This window comes from Paracoccus endophyticus, from assembly GCF_003286075.1.
Lineage (GTDB): Bacteria > Pseudomonadota > Alphaproteobacteria > Rhodobacterales > Rhodobacteraceae > Paracoccus > Paracoccus endophyticus.
The window spans coordinates 553465-569477 of the sequence record NZ_QLUV01000001.1; the positions used below are offsets into that span (position 1 = coordinate 553465).

Sequence of the window (16013 nt, forward strand, 5' to 3'; positions counted from 1 at the left end):
GTCACGTCGCACTGAGCATCTGGCAGAGCCGGTCGAGCTGGTCGAGGTCGCGATAGGTGACTGTCAGCCGGCCGCCGTCCTGCCCGATGTGGTCGATCTGAACGCGCATCCGCAGATGGGCCGACAGGTCGGTTTCCAGGGCCCGCGTGTCGGCGTCCTTTTCGGATCGGACGCGGGATCTGTCTGTCTTTTCGGCGGACGCGGCTTCGGTCGCGCGGCGCGCCATGTCCTCGGTGTCGCGCACCGAAAGGCTGCGGTCGATGACTCGGCGGGCCAGGGCCACGGGGTCCGGGGTCGTGATCAAGGCGCGCGCATGGCCCGCCGTCAGCTTGCCGTCGCGCACCCAGGACTGAACCTGTTCAGGCAGATTGAGCAGGCGGAGCAGGTTCGAGATGTGGCTGCGGCTTTTGTCCAGCGCCTCGGCAAGCCGCTCTTGCGTGTGCCCGAAGCGGTCCATCAGCTGCCGGAACGAGGCGGCTTCTTCGATGGGATTGAGGTTGGCGCGCTGAATGTTTTCGATCAGCGCGACCTCCAGCACCTCGGTGTCGTCCAGGTCCCGGACCAGCACCGGAACCTCGTGCAGCTGGGCGATCTGCGCCGCACGCCAGCGGCGCTCGCCCGCGACGATCTGGTACAGTCCGCTGTCCGTCGGATGAGGGCGGACGATCAACGGCTGCAGCACACCGCGCGATTTCAGTGAGGAGGCAAGTTCGTCCAGAAGCTGCGGATCGAAGCTGCGGCGTGGCTGATCGGGGTTCGGGGTCAGCTGTTCGACAGGAACAGTCGTGGTCGATTCGGTGGGTGAGCCGGAAAGATCAACCTCCGCCATCAGGGCGGACAGGCCGCGGCCCAGGCCGCCCTTGCGGAGTTTGGGATCAGCCACGGACAGGCTCCTTCTTTCGGCGCATCAACACTTCGGCCGCAAGCGCGCGATAGGCGGCACTGCCCTTGGACGCGGGATCGTAGTGGATGACCGGCATCGCATGCGAGGGCGATTCCGAGACCCGTACGTTGCGCGGAATGACCGTGTCGAACACGACCCCGCCCAGGGTCTGGCGCGCGTCGGCCTCGACCTGCTGGGACAGGTTGTTGCGGCTGTCGGACATTGTCAGAAGCACGCCCTCGATCCGCAGGTTCGGGTTGGCGGTCTGACGGACCTGACGGATGGTCAACATGAGCTGCGAGAGACCCTCAAGCGCATAGAACTCTGCCTGCAGGGGAACGATGATGGATTCGGCCGCCACCATGGCGTTGATCGTGAGCAGGCCGAGCGCCGGAGGGCAGTCGATCAGGATGATGCCGGTGGCCTGCTTGAGATTGTCGGCAAGCAGGTGAGTGCGGCGCGCCCGTTTCGAGATGTCGATCTCGGCTGACGACAGATCGGCCGTGGCGGGGACAATCGACAGATTGGGCACGGCGGTCGCGCGCGCGGCCTTGGCCAGCGTCGTGTCCCCGGCCAGCAGGTCATAGCTGTTCGGGTTGCGGTCGCCCGCGGCGACGCCCAGGCCGGTCGAGGCATTCCCCTGGGGGTCGAGGTCGATGATTGTCACGGACTGGCCGCTGTCCGCCAGAGCCGCACCCAGATTGATCGCTGTTGTAGTCTTTCCGACGCCGCCCTTCTGGTTGGCCACGGCGACGATGATGCCATTACCCACGGCGCACGATCCCGCTGATCTGCAGGATGGCTGCGCCTGCTTCGGTTCTGCTGGGGTGCGCTTTCATGTCGAAGGTCCAGTCACGTTGCGCGACCTCTGCCTCGTGTTGCCAGTTGCGACCCTTCATCAACCACGCCGTCCCGTTTTTCGCCAGATGCCGGGCGAGATATGGCATGAGCCGGTCCAGGGGGGCAAGCGCTCGGGCGCTGATGTGGTCGGCATCGGCCGGTGGATGCTGCTCGATCCGGGCACAAAGGACCGTGCAGTTGACCAGCCCAAGGGTTCGGACGGCCGTTCGCAGGAAGGCAGCCTTGCGCTGATCGGAATCCAGAAGCGTGATGGACAAGCCGGGCCGGCAGATCGCCAGGACAATGCCCGGCAATCCGCCCCCGCTTCCAAGGTCGAGCCAGGCGCCCTGTGCGCTGTGTGCCAGGGCGGCGACTTGCTGGCTGTCGATGATGTGTCGGCTTTCCAGATCGGCCAGGGTCGACGGCGCCACGAGATTGATCGCGGGGTTCCATTTGCGGAGCAACGCAGCGTATTGCCCGAGTTGCTCCGCTTCACGTGAAGCACTCACGCGGCGGTCCGCCGCCCACGAAGCCGGGCAAGCAGAAGCGTCAGGGCGGCTGGCGTCATCCCTTCGATTCGCGCGGCGGCGGCCAGAGTAGAAGGACGGGTGTGCATGAGCTTGCCGGCAAGCTCATGCGACAGGCCGGGCAGGGACTCGTAGTCAAGATCCCCGGGGATCACCATGGCCTCCTGCCGCCGCAGTTCTGCGGCGTCGCGGTCCTGGCGATCCGTGAACTGCGCATACATCGCCTCGGTCCGAAGAAGCGACACCGTCTGGGCATCCACGTCGTCCAGATGCGCGGCCAAGGGGATAGGATCAACATCGGCCTGTCCCAGAAGGGAGAACAGGCTTCGACGCTGCCCATCCTGCCGAACAACAAGGTTCATCGTCGCAAGTTCCGACGGGGTGAATGTGAGGGAGCGTGCTTTCTCCCGCGCAACAGAAAAGCGGCGTTGCTGATCGGCAAACCGGTCTGCACGCTCGCGTCCCACGCATCCGAGTTCCAGCCCTTTTGGCGTCAGGCGGCGGTCGGCATTGTCGATCCGCAAGGATAGTCTGAATTCGGCACGAGATGTGAACATCCGATAGGGTTCGGTCACGCCCCGGCTGATCAGATCGTCAATCATGACCCCGATGTAACTTTCTGTGCGGCTGAAGATAACCTCGGGCGCGCCGGTTGCCCTGCGGGCCGCGTTCAGACCGGCCACCAACCCTTGGGCGGCCGCTTCCTCGTAGCCCGTGGTGCCATTGATCTGGCCCGCAAGGTAAAGGCCGGCGACCGCTCTCGTCTCCAGCGTCGGACGCAAGGCGCGCGGATCGATGTAATCGTATTCGACGGCATAGCCGGGCTGCGCGATCTCTGCCGCCTCCAGCCCACGGATGCTGCGCACATAGTGCAGTTGCACCTCCTCAGGCAGGGAGGTCGAGATGCCGTTGGGATAGACCAGATCGCTGTCATGGCCCTCGGGTTCAAGGAAGATCTGGTGGCTGTCCTTGTCGGCAAAGCGGACGACCTTGTCCTCGATGGACGGACAATAGCGCGGACCTGTCCCTGCGATATGCCCCCCATACATGGCCGAGCGGGACAGATTGCTGCGAATGATGTCATGGGTGGCAGCGTTGGTCTGTGTTATCGCGCAGCTGACCTGGGGTGCCACGGGTCCGCTGGACAGCAGCGACAACATCACGGGCTGCTCGTCCCCTGCCTGCTGGGGAAGCGAGTCCCAATCGATGCTGTTCCGCACCAGCCGCGGCGGTGTGCCTGTCTTCAGCCGTCCCAAGGGAAGACCCAGCGCAAGCAACGCTGCTGCCAATCCCGTTGTCTGATCCGCATGCCATCGCCCGGCCGGTCGCGCGACGTCGCCGATATGGATCAGGCCGTTCAGAAACGTACCCGCCGCGATGATCACGGCGGAGGCGGCAAGCCCGGATCCGTCCGAAAGAACAACGCCCCTGACCTGTCCCCCGTCGATCACCAGATCGGACACTTTCCCAAGCACCTGGTGAATGTTCGGGTGGGCTGAAAGATGCGCGCCGGCAGCAGCACGATACAGGGATCTGTCGGCCTGGGCGCGGGGTCCTTGTACGGCGGGACCCTTGCCTCGGTTCAACAACCTGAACTGGATCCCCGCCGCATCCGCCAATCGCCCCATGACCCCGTCCAGGGCATCGATCTCTCGGACAAGGTGACCCTTGCCCAATCCCCCGATCGCCGGGTTGCACGACATGGTCCCCACATCATCGGCCCTCAGGGTAACAAGGGCGACGTCCACACCCAGCCGCGCCGCCGCGCAGGCAGCCTCAAGCCCGGCATGGCCGCCGCCCACCACGATGACGTCGAACTGTTTCACGTGAAGCACCCTATTTTCCGATGCAGAAGCTTGAGAAGACATCGTCCAGATAGTCATCCGGGGCCACGCGTCCAACCAGTTCCTCCAGCCGCTGCACGGCAGAACGCACAGCCTCGGCCAGAATTTCCGGCGGGGCAGCAGGGGACACGTCCAGAACCCCAGCCGCATCCGCCAACGCCGCCGCTTGCCTGCGCCGCGACACAAGGCCCGCCCCGGCCACGCGCAGGGACAGCGCGTCACGAATGGCATCGAGCAGCGCAGTGACCCCATCCCCGGTCAGCGCGGATACATCCCCCTCCGCAATGTCGCTGTGCGACCGGATCGCCAGATCACCGTCCTGCCACAAGTCCTCGTCACGCGTGCCGTCCCTTGAAAGATGGATCCGCAGATCCGCCACCCTGGCACGATCCCGTGCCCGACCGACGCCCATCTGCTCCACGCGATCATCGGTCTCGCGCAGGCCGGCTGTATCCAGAAAGGTGACAGCAAGCCCGCCCAGATCGCCATGCCATTCAAGAACGTCGCGTGTCGTGCCTGCCGTGTCACTGACCAGCGCCATGTCCCGACGCGCGATCCGGTTCAGCAGCGACGACTTGCCCGCATTCGGAGGGCCGATGATCGCGACCTCGAACCCCTCGCGCAGCCGTTCGGCGGCGGGAAAGCCGTCCAGCATGGCGATAATGTCGTGACGCACTGACCCGAGCAGATCGAACACTTCGCCCGGAACGTCTTCAGGCACATCCTCATCGGCGAAATCCAGCGTCACTTCGATCAGCGCGCCCGCGCGGATCAACCGCGTCCGCAATCCGCTCGCCCAACGGCGCAGATCGCCCGCAGCCACCTGCATCGCCTGCCTGCGCTGGCTTTCCGTCTCGGCGGCCAGCAGGTCCGACAGCGCCTCCGCCTCACTCAGGGTCAATCTGCCATTCAGGAACGCGCGCCGGGTGAACTCGCCCGCCTCGGCCATCCGCGCGCCACGATCCCGCAGGGCCGCGTGCAGCCGCCTGACAATGACCGGGGCGCCATGCAGATGAAACTCGACGACCTCTTCGCCGGTAAAGCTCGCACCGCTCTCGAACCGGATCACCAGCGCGCGGTCGATCATCTCGCCGTCGGTCAGCGCACGCACCTCGGCACGCCGCGGCTCCGGCAGGGGACCCGCAAGCGCCTCGCCGATCGCGCGGGCCTCGGGTCCGCTCAGGCGAACGATCGAGACCCCGCCGCGTCCCGGCGGCGTCGCTTCGGCGAAGATGGTGTCCATGCCATCCTCAGGCGTTCATCGATTCGAAGAAATCGGCGTTCGTCTTGGTCTGCTTCAGCTTCGAAATCAGGAACTCGACGGCATCGGTCGTGCCCATGGGGTTCAGGATGCGGCGCAGCAGATAGGTCTTCTGCAGATCCTTCTGGTCCACCAGCAGCTCCTCCTTCCGCGTCCCGGATTTCAGGATGTCCATCGCCGGGAAGACGCGCTTGTCGGCCACCTTGCGGTCCAGCACGATCTCGCTGTTGCCGGTGCCCTTGAACTCCTCGAAGATCACCTCGTCCATGCGGGATCCGGTGTCGATCAGCGCCGTCGCGATGATCGTCAACGATCCGCCTTCCTCGATGTTGCGGGCCGCGCCAAAGAACCGCTTGGGCCGCTGCAGCGCATTCGCATCAACGCCACCTGTCAGCACCTTGCCCGACGACGGCACGACCGTGTTGAACGCCCGCCCCAGGCGGGTGATCGAATCCAGCAGGATCACCACATCCCGCTTGTGCTCGACCAGACGCTTGGCCTTTTCGATCACCATTTCGCTGACCGCCACGTGACGCGTTGCCGGTTCGTCGAAGGTCGATGAGATCACCTCTCCCTTGACGGACCGTTGCATGTCGGTGACTTCCTCCGGCCGCTCGTCGATCAGCAGCACGATCAGATAGCACTCGGGATGGTTCTTCTCGATCGAATTGGCGATGTTCTGCAGCAGCACCGTCTTGCCCGTGCGCGGGGGGGCCACGATCAGCGACCGCTGGCCTTTCCCGATCGGCGCCACCAGGTCGATGATCCGGGCCGAGCGGTCCTTGATGGTCGGATCGTCCACTTCCATCTTCAGCCGCTCGTCGGGATACAGCGGGGTCAGGTTCTCGAACGCCACCTTGTGGCGCGCCTTCTCGGGGTCCTGGAAATTGATGCGCTCGACGCGGGTCAGTGCGAAATATCGTTCGGTCTCGCCCGGTGCGCGGATCACCCCCTCGACCGTGTCGCCGGTGCGCAGCGAATGCTGCCGGATCATGTCGGGGCTGACATAGATGTCATCGGGGCCCGGCAGATAATTCGCCTCGGGCGAGCGCAGGAACCCGAAGCCGTCCTGAACGACCTCCAGCACGCCATCGCCGCCAATGTCGAATCCATCCTCGGCATGCTCCTTGAGCAGCGAGAACATCATCTCGCCCTTGCGCATGGTCGAGGCGTTCTCGATCTCCCATTCCTCGGCCATGGCCAGCAGGTCGGCCGGGCTCTTGGCTTTCAGATCGGCCAGGTTGAGACGTTCGTCGCTCATCAGGTCACCATGTGCCCCATCCACGCCCGGTTGATGGCGCTGCGGCATGATTGCAGGTCGGAAGGAATCGCACCGGACGGCGCGCAACCGTGCCCATAGCGCGGTTGCGCGCCGTTCGTCAATCTTGTCGCCGACCGTCTCAGAACTTCACGATCACCGACAGCACGATCACCACCATCAGCAGCGTCGGAACCTCGTTCATCAGGCGATAGCTGCGCCCGCTTCGCCCTGCGCCGGTGGACAGCCGCCGCCGCTCGATCATCAGCCAGTGGTGAAACACCGACATGCCGATGACTGCTGCCGCCTTCGTCCAGGGCCAGACCATCGTCCAGTCCACGATGCCCGGCGTGAACACCAGTGCCAGCCCGGCGATCCAGGTGGCGATCGAGGCCGGACCCATGATCACGCGAAGCAGCTTGAATTCCATGATGCGAAAGCTGTCCACCGGCTCGGGACCCGTGCCGGCGCGTTCGGCATGATAGACGAACAGTCGTGGCAGATAGAACAGCCCCGCCATCCACGAGATCACGGCCATGACATGGAATGCCTTGATCCATGGATACCAGCTCGCCAGCAGATCGCCCATTCGGCACCTCCTGCTTCTCTTTCTTAGATAAGAGAGAGAAAGGGAAGATGATGTAGTTGGGCCTGTGCATCGTTGAATCCGGCCGAGTCGCACCCGGTTTTCCACAGAAACACTGCTTGTGGACAAATCCGGTAAAATTCACGAGCCAGATCGTCCAAGATATTGGTCCCGTATGACTAATCCGTTTCCCTGGACCTGTGGATAATCCGTGTTGTCCCCGTGCGGTGGACAATCATCCACCCCCTTGTCCCCTTGTGGAGGATGCGGCGGCCTTCCCGGTCCGGGACCGGCGGTTTGCGCCCACCCACCCGAACCGGCGCATTCATCCCCAGCCGCTCCTCCCCGGGCGGGGCCATCTGTCCACAGCCCTGTCCCCAGACGGGGCACTTTCCCCCCTGGACGGCGCGCGCTAACGTCGCGCTCAACGATCCCGGATGCGTCATGACCGACACACGCCCACCCGCCGACCCGATGCCTGGCCCTGACGCGGGGCCGTCGCCGATCCCCTTGGCCGGGGTCGTCGGCTGGCCCGTGGCGCAGTCGCGCTCGCCGCGCCTTCACGGCCATTGGCTGGCGCGGCATGGCCTGGCGGGACACTATGTCCCCTTGCCGGTCGCGCCCGAGGATCTGGCCCAGGTCCTGCGCGCCCTTCCTCGCGCGGGGTTCGTCGGGCTGAACGTCACCATCCCGCACAAGCAGGCGGTGCTGGCGCTCGCCGACAGTGTCACCGACCGGGCGGCGCTGATCGGGGCCGCCAACACGCTGGTGTTCCGCGGGGGGCGCATCCATGCCGACAACACCGACGGGTATGGCTTTGTGGCCAATCTTCGGCAGCACGCGCCGGACTGGGTTCCCGCGGCCGGCGCCGCGGCCGTGATCGGTGCGGGCGGCGCGGCGCGGGCGGTGGTGGCCTCGCTTCTGGAATGCGGGGTCCCGGAACTGCGGATTACCAACCGGACCCGCCTCCGGGCCGACCAGATCAAGGCGGAATTCGGCGCGCGCGTGGTCGTCTATGACTGGGCGCAGGCCGCCAACATGCTCGAAGGGGCGGCCACCGTCGTCAACGCGACCTCGCTGGGCATGGACGGCAAGCAACCCCTGCGCCTTCCGCTGGATGCGCTGGACCCCGGGGCGCTTGCGACCGATCTGGTCTATACTCCCCTGGATACCCCCTTCCTGCGCCAGGCGCGGGATCGCGGCTGCCGGACGGTCGATGGCCTGGGCATGCTGCTGCACCAGGCCGCGCCGGGGTTCGAACGCTGGTTCGGCGTCCGCCCGCAGGTGGACGACGATCTGCGCCGGGCCGTGCTGGCATGAGCTTTCGTCTGGGACTGACCGGCGGGATCGGGATGGGCAAGACCACGACCGCGCGCCTGTTCGCGCAGCGCGGCCATCCGGTCTGGGACGCCGATGACGCCGTGCACCGGCTGTACGCGCCGGGGGGCGCGGCCGTGGCCCCTGTCGCGGCTGCGTTTCCCGCCGCGCTGGTCGCGGGCGGCATCGACCGGGCGGCGCTGAAATCCGCCCTGTCCGACGACCCAGGGGCGCTGGCGCGGCTGGAATCCATCGTGCACCCGCTGGTGGCCGCCGACCGCGCGGCTTTCGTCGCGCGCCACAGGGACGCGCCGCTGGTCGTTTTGGACATCCCCCTGCTGTTCGAAACGGGCGCCGAGGCCGAGATGGACGGCACCGCCGTCGTGTCCGCGCCGGCCCCCGTTCAGCGGGCCCGCGTGCTGGCCCGGCCGGGCATGACGCCGCAGATGCTGGACCTGATCCTGTCGCGCCAGATGCCGGATGCCGACAAGCGCGCCCGCGCCCGCTGGGTCATTCCGACCGACACCCCCGAAACCGCGGCCGCGGCGGTGGACGCCCTCTGCGCCGACATCTTGGGACGACCCGATGCGTGAAATCGTGCTGGACACCGAAACCACCGGCTTCGACCCCGACCGCGGCGACCGCGTCGTCGAGATCGGCGCGGTCGAACTGCTGAACCATCTGCCGACGGGGCGGCATTTCCACGTCTATCTCAACCCCGACCGCGACATGCCCGCCGAGGCGCAGGCCGTCCACGGCCTGTCGTCCGAGTTCCTGCGCGACAAGCCGCGGTTTCCCGACATTCTCGACGACTTCAACCGCTTCCTCGGGCCGGAGGCGCGGATCATCATCCACAACGCGACCTTCGACATGAAATTCCTGAACGCCGAGCTGCGCCGGGCGGGCCAGCCGCCCCTTCCGCAGGGCCGCGCGCTGGACACGCTGGCCATGGCGCGGGAAAAGTTTCCCGGCTCGCCCGTCACGCTGGATGCGCTGTGCCGCCGCTTCGGGATCGACAACTCGGGCCGCACCCTGCACGGGGCGCTGCTGGACAGCGAGCTTCTGGCCGAGGTCTATCTCGAGCTGATCGGCGGCCGCCAGCCCGACCTGGTGCTGGTGGCGCCGACCCGCGCGACGGCCGGCAACGATGCCGGCGGCACAGGCGTGTTGCGTCCCCGCCCGCCGCGTCCCGTGGCGCTGCCGCCCCGCCTCTCGCCGGCCGAGGCGCAGGCCCACGCGGCCTTTGTCCAGCGGCTGGGTCCGAATGCGGTCTGGCTGCGCTATCCGGCCGCCCTCGGCTGAGCCGGGAAGGCAGGGGCCGGTCGCGGCCGCGGTTGCCTAAGCCTGTCCCGCAAGGCATGGTCGCGCCATGATCGGGTCCCTCCGCGACGTCTGGCAGTTCATCTCCGCCGTGATGGAACGGATGGACAAGATCCACATGGGCCTGATCGCCGCGGGCGTGGCGTTCTATGCGATGTTCGCGGTCTTTCCGGGCCTTGCCGCCATGATCGCCCTGTGGGGCCTGTGGTTCGACCCCGCGATCATCCAGGAATACGACAGCTATGTTGACGAGTTCCTGCCCACCGAGGCGGCCGACATCGTGCACGCCCAGATCGACGCGCTCACCTCGGGCGGGCGCACCAAGCTGGGCTGGACCTCGGCCATCTCGTTCCTGGTCGCGACGGTCGCAGCGCGGGCCGGGGTGGATGCGCTGGTGCGGGGACTGAACGCCGCCTATGGCGTGCGGTCCCATTCCACCATTGCCGGTTTCATCCTGGCCTATGTCCTGACGCTGGCGATCGTCGGCGTCGTGCTGATGGGGCTGACGACCATCGTGATCGTGCCGCTGGCGTTCAACTTCCTTCAGGCCGGTCCGCTTCGGGCGTGGCTGGTCAGCTATGTGCCCTGGGGCGCGATGTTCCTGATCGTGATCATCGCGATAGGAATCCTCTATCGCTATGGACCCAACGTCAAGACGCCGCCCACGCCGATCTTTACCTGGGGCGCGCTGTTCGCCGCCGTGGCCTGGGGCCTGGCGTCGCTGGCCTTCTCGGCCTATCTGACCAGCTTCAACAGCTACAACCGGATCTATGGGTCCATCGGCGCGGTCGTGGCGCTGCTGATGTGGTTCTATCTGGCGGGCTTTTCGGTCATGCTCGGCGCGCTCATGAATGTCGAACTCAGCCGCCGCCGCCGCGTCGCGCAGGCCCGCAAGGCCCGCGACCTGGCCCGCCAGATGGCTGCCGAGAAGAACGCCGCCCGGCCGCAGGGCGCGGCCGACTGACGCGGGCGGCGCGGCTCGCCGCGTGGGGCGACAGGCCTGCGGACCGCGTCTTGCGCCCGTCCGCCGCCGCTGGCAGGGTCCGCGCGGCAGGCCCATCCCGCAGGGGCGCGGGCCCCTGGCGCAGGAAAGGGCATCATGGACACGCGTGACCTGGGCGGTCTGACCGTCAGCGACCTCTGCCTCGGCACGATGACCTTCGGGCGCGACACCGACCGGGCGACCGCCTTCGACCAGATGGACCGCGCCCTGGAGGCGGGGATCACCTTCTGGGACACGGCCGAGATGTATCCCGTGAACCCCGTGACCGCCGAGGCCCATGGGCGCACCGAATCGATCATCGGCGCCTGGCTGGCCAGCCGCGGTCGGCGCGACCGGGTGCAGATCGCCACCAAGGCCAGCGGCAAGGGCGGCAACGGCCGCTTCAGCCGCGACAACGCGGGCTTTGGCGCCGATGCCATCGCCGATGCGGTGGACGGGTCGCTGCGGCGGCTGGGGACCGACCGGATCGACCTCTATCAGCTGCACTGGCCCGAACGGGGGTCCTATGCCTTCCGGCAGCACTGGCGCTATGACCCGCGGGGGACATCCGCGGCCCGGGTGCGCGACCACATGGACGGTGTGCTGGGCGTGCTGGCCGATCTGGTCGCGGCCGGAAAGGTGGGCCGGTTCGGCCTGTCGAACGAAACCGCCTGGGGCATGATGCAGTGGCTGGCCGCCGCCGATCGCACGGGGGGGCCGCGCGCGGTCACGATCCAGAACGAATACTCGGCGCTGTGCCGGCTCTACGACACCGACCTGGCCGAACTGGGTGAGAAGGAGGGGATCACCCTCATGGCCTATTCGCCCCTCGCGGCAGGGCTGCTCAGCGGGAAATACGCGGGCGGCAGCGTGCCGACACCCAGCCGCGCGGCGGGCGACCTGGTCCACGGCGGCGCGGGCGACCTGGGCGGCCGGCGAACCCCCCAGGGCATCGCGGCGTCCGGCGCGTGGCTGCGGCTGGCCGCCGAGCTGGGGCATGACCCGGTGCACATGGCCATCGCCTTTGTCCGGCAACGGCCGTTTCCGACCATCCCGATCCTGGGCGCGACCTCGTCCGAGCAGCTTGATCACCTGATCGCGGGACGGGGCCTAGTGCTCGATCGCGCCGCGCTGGCGGCGATCGACCGGTTCCACCGCGACCATCCGCTGCCGTTCTGACGCAGCGGCGGGCGTGACGCGCGGCGGCTGTCCCGCCATCCTGCCGCCATCACGAAGGAGAGTTCATGCTGCCCCCCATCCTGCAACACCTGCGTCTTCCCGTCGTCGCCTCGCCCATGTTCATCGTGTCCGGCCCCGAGCTGGTCATCGCCCAGTGCAAGGCGGGCATCGTCGGCAGCTTTCCGGCGCTGAACGCGCGCGAGGCCGAGGGCGAGCCGCCGCTTCTGGACGCCTGGCTGACCCGCATCGCCGAGGAATTGGATCGCCACAACCAGGCCAACCCCGACACCCCGGCCGCACCCTTTGCGGTGAACCAGATCGTGCACCGCTCGAACGCCCGGCTGGACCGCGACATCGAGATCTGCCACCGCCACCGCGTCCCGATCTGGATCACGTCACTGGGCGCCCGCCCCGAGGTGAACGCCGCCGCCCATGACTGCGGCGGCATCGCGCTGCACGACATCATCAACGCGACATTCGCCCGCAAGGCGCTGGACAAGGGCGCCGACGGGCTGATCGCGGTGGCGGCGGGCGCGGGCGGCCACGCGGGGGTCCAGAGCCCCTTCGCCCTGATCCAGGAGATCCGCGCCTTCTTCGACGGCCCGCTGCTGCTGTCGGGCGCGATCGCCACGGGCGGCGCGGTGCTGGCGGCGCAGGCGATGGGGGCCGACCTCGCCTATATCGGCAGCCCCTTCATCGCCACGACCGAGGCGAACGCGCAGCCCGACTACAAGCAGATGATCGTGGACTGCGGGGCCGAGGACATCGTGAACTCGTCCCTGTTCACGGGCATCCATGGCAATTACCTCAAGCCGTCGATCCGGGCGGCGGGGCTGGACCCCGACGCGCTGGACCAGGCCGACGCCAGCACGATGGATTTCGGCAAGGCAGCGACCAGGGCCAAGGCCTGGAGCCAGATCTGGGGATCGGGCCAGGGCATCGGCGCCGTCCGGGCGATCACCCCCGCCGCGGGGCTGGTGGACCGGCTGGCCCGGGAATACGCCGAGGCGAAACGGACGCTCTGCGCGGGCTGAAGGGGCAGACCATGACGCGCCACGATCACGCCCGAGCCGGCCAGGTGCCCCCCGCCTATCCGACGCTGGCCCAGGCCGTGCCCGTCTGGGCGCGCATCGCGGCGCTGTCCTTCGGGGGGCCGGCGGGGCAGATCGCCGTCATGCACCGCATCCTGGTCGAGGAGCGGCGCTGGCTGGGCGACGGGCGTTTCCTGCACGCCCTGAACTTCTGCATGCTGCTGCCCGGCCCCGAGGCGATGCAGCTGGCCACCTATGTCGGCTGGCTGATGCACGGGGTGCGGGGGGCGCTGGTCGCGGGCGGGCTGTTCGTCCTGCCCGGTGCGCTGTCGATGCTGGCGCTGTCGATCGTCTATGTGCTGTGGGGCGGCGTCGGGATCGTCGCGGGACTGTTTTTCGGACTGAAGGCGGCGGTGCTGGCGATCGTGGTGCAGGCGGTGGTGCGCATCGGCCGCCGGGCGCTGAAGACGCCCGCGCTGCGCGCCATCGCCGCGGCCAGCTTTCTGGCCATTGCCGCGCTGGGGGTGCCGTTCCCGGCGATCGTGGCGGCGGCGGCGCTGGCCGGGTGGCTGGGCCACCGCGCCCGCGTTCCGGGCATGACCGGCGGGGGCGGCGACCACGGCGCGGCGGGCGCCCATGTCGCCGACGCGGCGACCGTGCTGGGGCACGCCCCGCCGCCGGCGACGGCGGGCGCGCGGCGGGCCGGGGCGGTGGCGCTGGTCCTGTGGCTGGCCCCGGTCGCGGCCCTGTGGCTGGCCCTGCCGGGCAGCGTCTTCAGCCACATCGCCCTGTTCTTTTCCCAGCTGGCGGTCGTGACCTTCGGCGGCGCCTATGCGGTGCTGGCCTATGTCGCGCAAGAGGCGGTGACGCGGTTCGGCTGGCTGGCCCCCGGCGAGATGCTGGACGGCCTGGGCCTGGCCGAGACGACGCCGGGCCCGCTGATCATGGTGGTCCAGTTCGTGGGCTTTCTGGCCGCGTTCCGCGAGGGGGGCGGCATGGCGGCCGGCATCGCCGGGGCGGCGCTGACCACCTGGGTGACGTTCGCGCCGTGCTTTGCGTGGATCTTCCTGGGCGCCCCCTATATCGAGCGGCTGCGCCACAACGCCGCGCTGGCCGCCGCGCTGTCGGCGGTCACGGCTGCGGTGGTGGGGGTGATCCTGAACCTGGCGCTGTGGTTCGGCTGGCACTTCGTCGTGCCGGACGGGGTCCTGGACCCATGGGCCGCGGTTCTGTCGCTGCTGGCCCTGGCCCTGGTGTTCGGGCGGGGCTGGGGGGTCATGCCGGTCATGGCGCTGTGCGCGGCGCTCGGCATGGGGCTGCGGCTGGCGGGCTGGGCCTGAGGCGCGTCCCGCGCGCCCTGCCCGTCCTGCCCAGACCCGCCGCCTAGTTCGCGGCGACCTGCGTGCCCGCGCCGGCGCGATACCAGTCGCGGATCGCCTGCCGTTCGGCCGGCTCGACAAAGCTGACGTTGCCGGGCGGCATGGCGTCGGTCAGCCCGGCCTGTACAAAGATCTCGTGCGCGGCCCGCGCGATCTGGTCGGGCGTTTCCAGATGCAGCCCCCGGGGCGCGGTCCCGATCCCGTCCCATCCCGGTTCGGCCGCGTGGCACATCGCGCAGCGCCCCATGACGATGCCCGTCACCGCATCGAACCCGGCCGCATCCGCGAACCGCTGCGCGGCCGGCGGCAGGGCGGTCGTTTCCGTGTCCTCGGGCAGCGACTGGGTGCCCGCGGCGGACAGCCAGACACAGGCTGCAAACAGCGCCGCCGTCGCCCCCCAGGTCCACCACGGCCACGGCTTGCGCGAGTGCTTGGTGTTGAAGAAATGCCGGATCGTCACCCCCATCAGGAACACCAGCCCCGCGATCAGCCAGTTCCAGCGCGTGGCGAACACCAGCGGATAGTGGTTCGACAGCATCAGGAACACGACCGGCAGCGTCAGATAGTTGTTGTGGGTGGACCTCAGCTTGGCGATCTTGCCGTATTTCGGATCGGGCGCGCGCCCGGCCTTGAGGTCGGCGACCACGATCCGCTGGTTCGGCATGATGATGAAGAACACGTTGGCGGTCATGATCGTCGCCGTGAACGCGCCCAGGTGCAGCATGGCGGCCCGGCCGGTGAAGACCTGGTCATAGGCCCATCCCATCGCCAGCAGGATCACGAACAGGATCAGCATCAGCAGCGTCGGCCGCTCGGCCAGCCCCGACGTGCACAGCCGGTCATAGACCAGCCACCCCAGCGTCAGCGACGCGGCCGAGATCAGGATCGCGGCCCAGGGGTCAAGCGCCAGCTTGGCCGGGTCGATCAGGAACAGTTCCGCCCCCGCCCAATAGGTCACGGCCAGCAGCGCGGCCCCCGACAGCCAGGTCGAATAGCTTTCCCATTTGAACCAGGTCAGATGCTCGGGCATGGCGGCGGGGGCCACCAGGTACTTGCGGATGTGATAAAAGCCCCCGCCGTGGACCTGCCATTCCTCGCCATGCGCGCCCGGCGGCAGGTCCGGGGCCTTCTGCAGCCCCAGGTCCAGCGCGATGAAATAGAACGACGAGCCGATCCACGCGATCGCGGTCACCACATGCAGCCAGCGCACGCCCGCCGACAGCCATTCCCACAGGATCGGGTCCATCAGCTGCCCCGATACGTGGAATACCCGTGCGGCGCGATCAGCAGCGGCACGTGGTAATGGTCATGCTCGGCCAGGCCGAAGCGGATCGGCACCTCGTCCAGGAACCGGGGACCCGCGGCATCCTGCCCCTCGGCGTCCAGCCAGGCGCCGACGTGGAACACCAGCTCGTACCGGCCCACGGCAAAGCGGTCCTCGGGCAGGATGGGCGTGTCGGTGCGCCCGTCGCGGTTGGTCAGCATCTCGGCTAGCCGCTCGCGCCCGCCGTGGTCCAGCCGAAACAGCTCGATCCGCATCCCGCTGGCGGGGCGGCCCCGGGCGGTGTCCAGAACATGGGTCGTCAGGTATCCGGTCATCTCGCGT

The 16013-nt window shown here is 68.1% G+C and carries 16 protein-coding genes; 7 read left to right on the plus strand and 9 right to left on the minus strand.

Going from position 1 to position 16013, the window contains the following annotated elements:
- Window position 1: 1 nt before the first annotated feature.
- From DPQ23_RS02675 to DPQ23_RS02705, 7 genes are all read right to left on the minus strand, one after another.
- Window positions 2-883, minus strand: a complete 882-nt coding sequence (locus DPQ23_RS02675; RefSeq protein ID WP_112873093.1) for a ParB/RepB/Spo0J family partition protein — start codon at window positions 881-883, stop codon at window positions 2-4.
- Complete coding sequence (locus DPQ23_RS02680; protein ID WP_112873094.1) at window positions 876-1655, minus strand: ParA family protein; 780 nt, start codon at window positions 1653-1655, stop codon at window positions 876-878. Before DPQ23_RS02680 ends, DPQ23_RS02675 begins: the two co-directional genes overlap by 8 nt.
- Window positions 1648-2232: a 16S rRNA (guanine(527)-N(7))-methyltransferase RsmG gene (rsmG, locus tag DPQ23_RS02685; protein ID WP_112873095.1), complete on the minus strand. Its 585-nt coding sequence runs from the start codon at window positions 2230-2232 to the stop codon at window positions 1648-1650. The genes DPQ23_RS02680 and rsmG overlap by 8 nt, the downstream gene beginning before the upstream one ends.
- Complete coding sequence (mnmG, locus tag DPQ23_RS02690) at window positions 2229-4118, minus strand: tRNA uridine-5-carboxymethylaminomethyl(34) synthesis enzyme MnmG (RefSeq protein ID WP_112873096.1); 1890 nt, start codon at window positions 4116-4118, stop codon at window positions 2229-2231. Before mnmG ends, rsmG begins: the two co-directional genes overlap by 4 nt.
- A complete protein-coding gene (mnmE, locus tag DPQ23_RS02695; RefSeq protein WP_112873097.1) occupies window positions 4087-5337 on the minus strand; it encodes a tRNA uridine-5-carboxymethylaminomethyl(34) synthesis GTPase MnmE in 1251 nt (416 codons plus the stop codon). The genes mnmG and mnmE overlap by 32 nt, the downstream gene beginning before the upstream one ends.
- Window positions 5338-5344: 7 nt before the next feature.
- Window positions 5345-6616 (minus strand): transcription termination factor Rho, encoded by a 1272-nt coding sequence (gene rho, locus DPQ23_RS02700; protein ID WP_112873098.1) that lies wholly within the window; start codon window positions 6614-6616, stop codon window positions 5345-5347.
- 139 nt (window positions 6617-6755) lie between these two features.
- Complete coding sequence (locus DPQ23_RS02705) at window positions 6756-7202, minus strand: CopD family protein (protein ID WP_112873099.1); 447 nt, start codon at window positions 7200-7202, stop codon at window positions 6756-6758.
- Between the two features lie 471 nt (window positions 7203-7673).
- Here DPQ23_RS02705 and DPQ23_RS02710 point away from each other — a divergent pair, with 471 nt between their 5' ends.
- From DPQ23_RS02710 to chrA, 7 genes are all read left to right on the plus strand, one after another.
- A complete protein-coding gene (locus DPQ23_RS02710) occupies window positions 7674-8519 on the plus strand; it encodes a shikimate dehydrogenase (RefSeq protein WP_112873100.1) in 846 nt (281 codons plus the stop codon).
- Window positions 8516-9109: a dephospho-CoA kinase gene (coaE, locus tag DPQ23_RS02715; RefSeq protein ID WP_112873101.1), complete on the plus strand. Its 594-nt coding sequence runs from the start codon at window positions 8516-8518 to the stop codon at window positions 9107-9109. Before DPQ23_RS02710 ends, coaE begins: the two co-directional genes overlap by 4 nt.
- A complete protein-coding gene (dnaQ, locus tag DPQ23_RS02720; protein WP_112873102.1) occupies window positions 9102-9818 on the plus strand; it encodes a DNA polymerase III subunit epsilon in 717 nt (238 codons plus the stop codon). The genes coaE and dnaQ overlap by 8 nt, the downstream gene beginning before the upstream one ends.
- Window positions 9819-9885: 67 nt before the next feature.
- Entirely contained in the window at window positions 9886-10800 is a 915-nt protein-coding gene (locus DPQ23_RS02725) for a YihY/virulence factor BrkB family protein (RefSeq protein ID WP_112873103.1), read from the plus strand.
- A gap of 135 nt (window positions 10801-10935) precedes the next feature.
- Window positions 10936-11997 carry an aldo/keto reductase gene (locus tag DPQ23_RS02730; protein ID WP_112873104.1) on the plus strand — a complete coding sequence of 354 codons (1062 nt, stop codon included), beginning with the start codon at window positions 10936-10938 and terminating at the stop codon, window positions 11995-11997.
- Between the two features lie 65 nt (window positions 11998-12062).
- Window positions 12063-13031 carry an NAD(P)H-dependent flavin oxidoreductase gene (locus DPQ23_RS02735; RefSeq protein WP_112873105.1) on the plus strand — a complete coding sequence of 323 codons (969 nt, stop codon included), beginning with the start codon at window positions 12063-12065 and terminating at the stop codon, window positions 13029-13031.
- Window positions 13032-13042: 11 nt separating this feature from the next.
- Window positions 13043-14368 carry a chromate efflux transporter gene (gene chrA, locus DPQ23_RS02740; protein ID WP_112873106.1) on the plus strand — a complete coding sequence of 442 codons (1326 nt, stop codon included), beginning with the start codon at window positions 13043-13045 and terminating at the stop codon, window positions 14366-14368.
- Window positions 14369-14411: 43 nt separating this feature from the next.
- On the opposite strand, the gene DPQ23_RS02745 is transcribed toward chrA, so the two are convergent.
- Both DPQ23_RS02745 and uraH read right to left on the minus strand, forming a co-directional pair.
- Window positions 14412-15653, minus strand: a complete 1242-nt coding sequence (locus tag DPQ23_RS02745; RefSeq protein WP_112873107.1) for a urate hydroxylase PuuD — start codon at window positions 15651-15653, stop codon at window positions 14412-14414.
- Complete coding sequence (gene uraH / locus DPQ23_RS02750) at window positions 15653-16006, minus strand: hydroxyisourate hydrolase (RefSeq protein WP_112873108.1); 354 nt, start codon at window positions 16004-16006, stop codon at window positions 15653-15655. Before uraH ends, DPQ23_RS02745 begins: the two co-directional genes overlap by 1 nt.
- Window positions 16007-16013 lie beyond the last annotated feature (7 nt).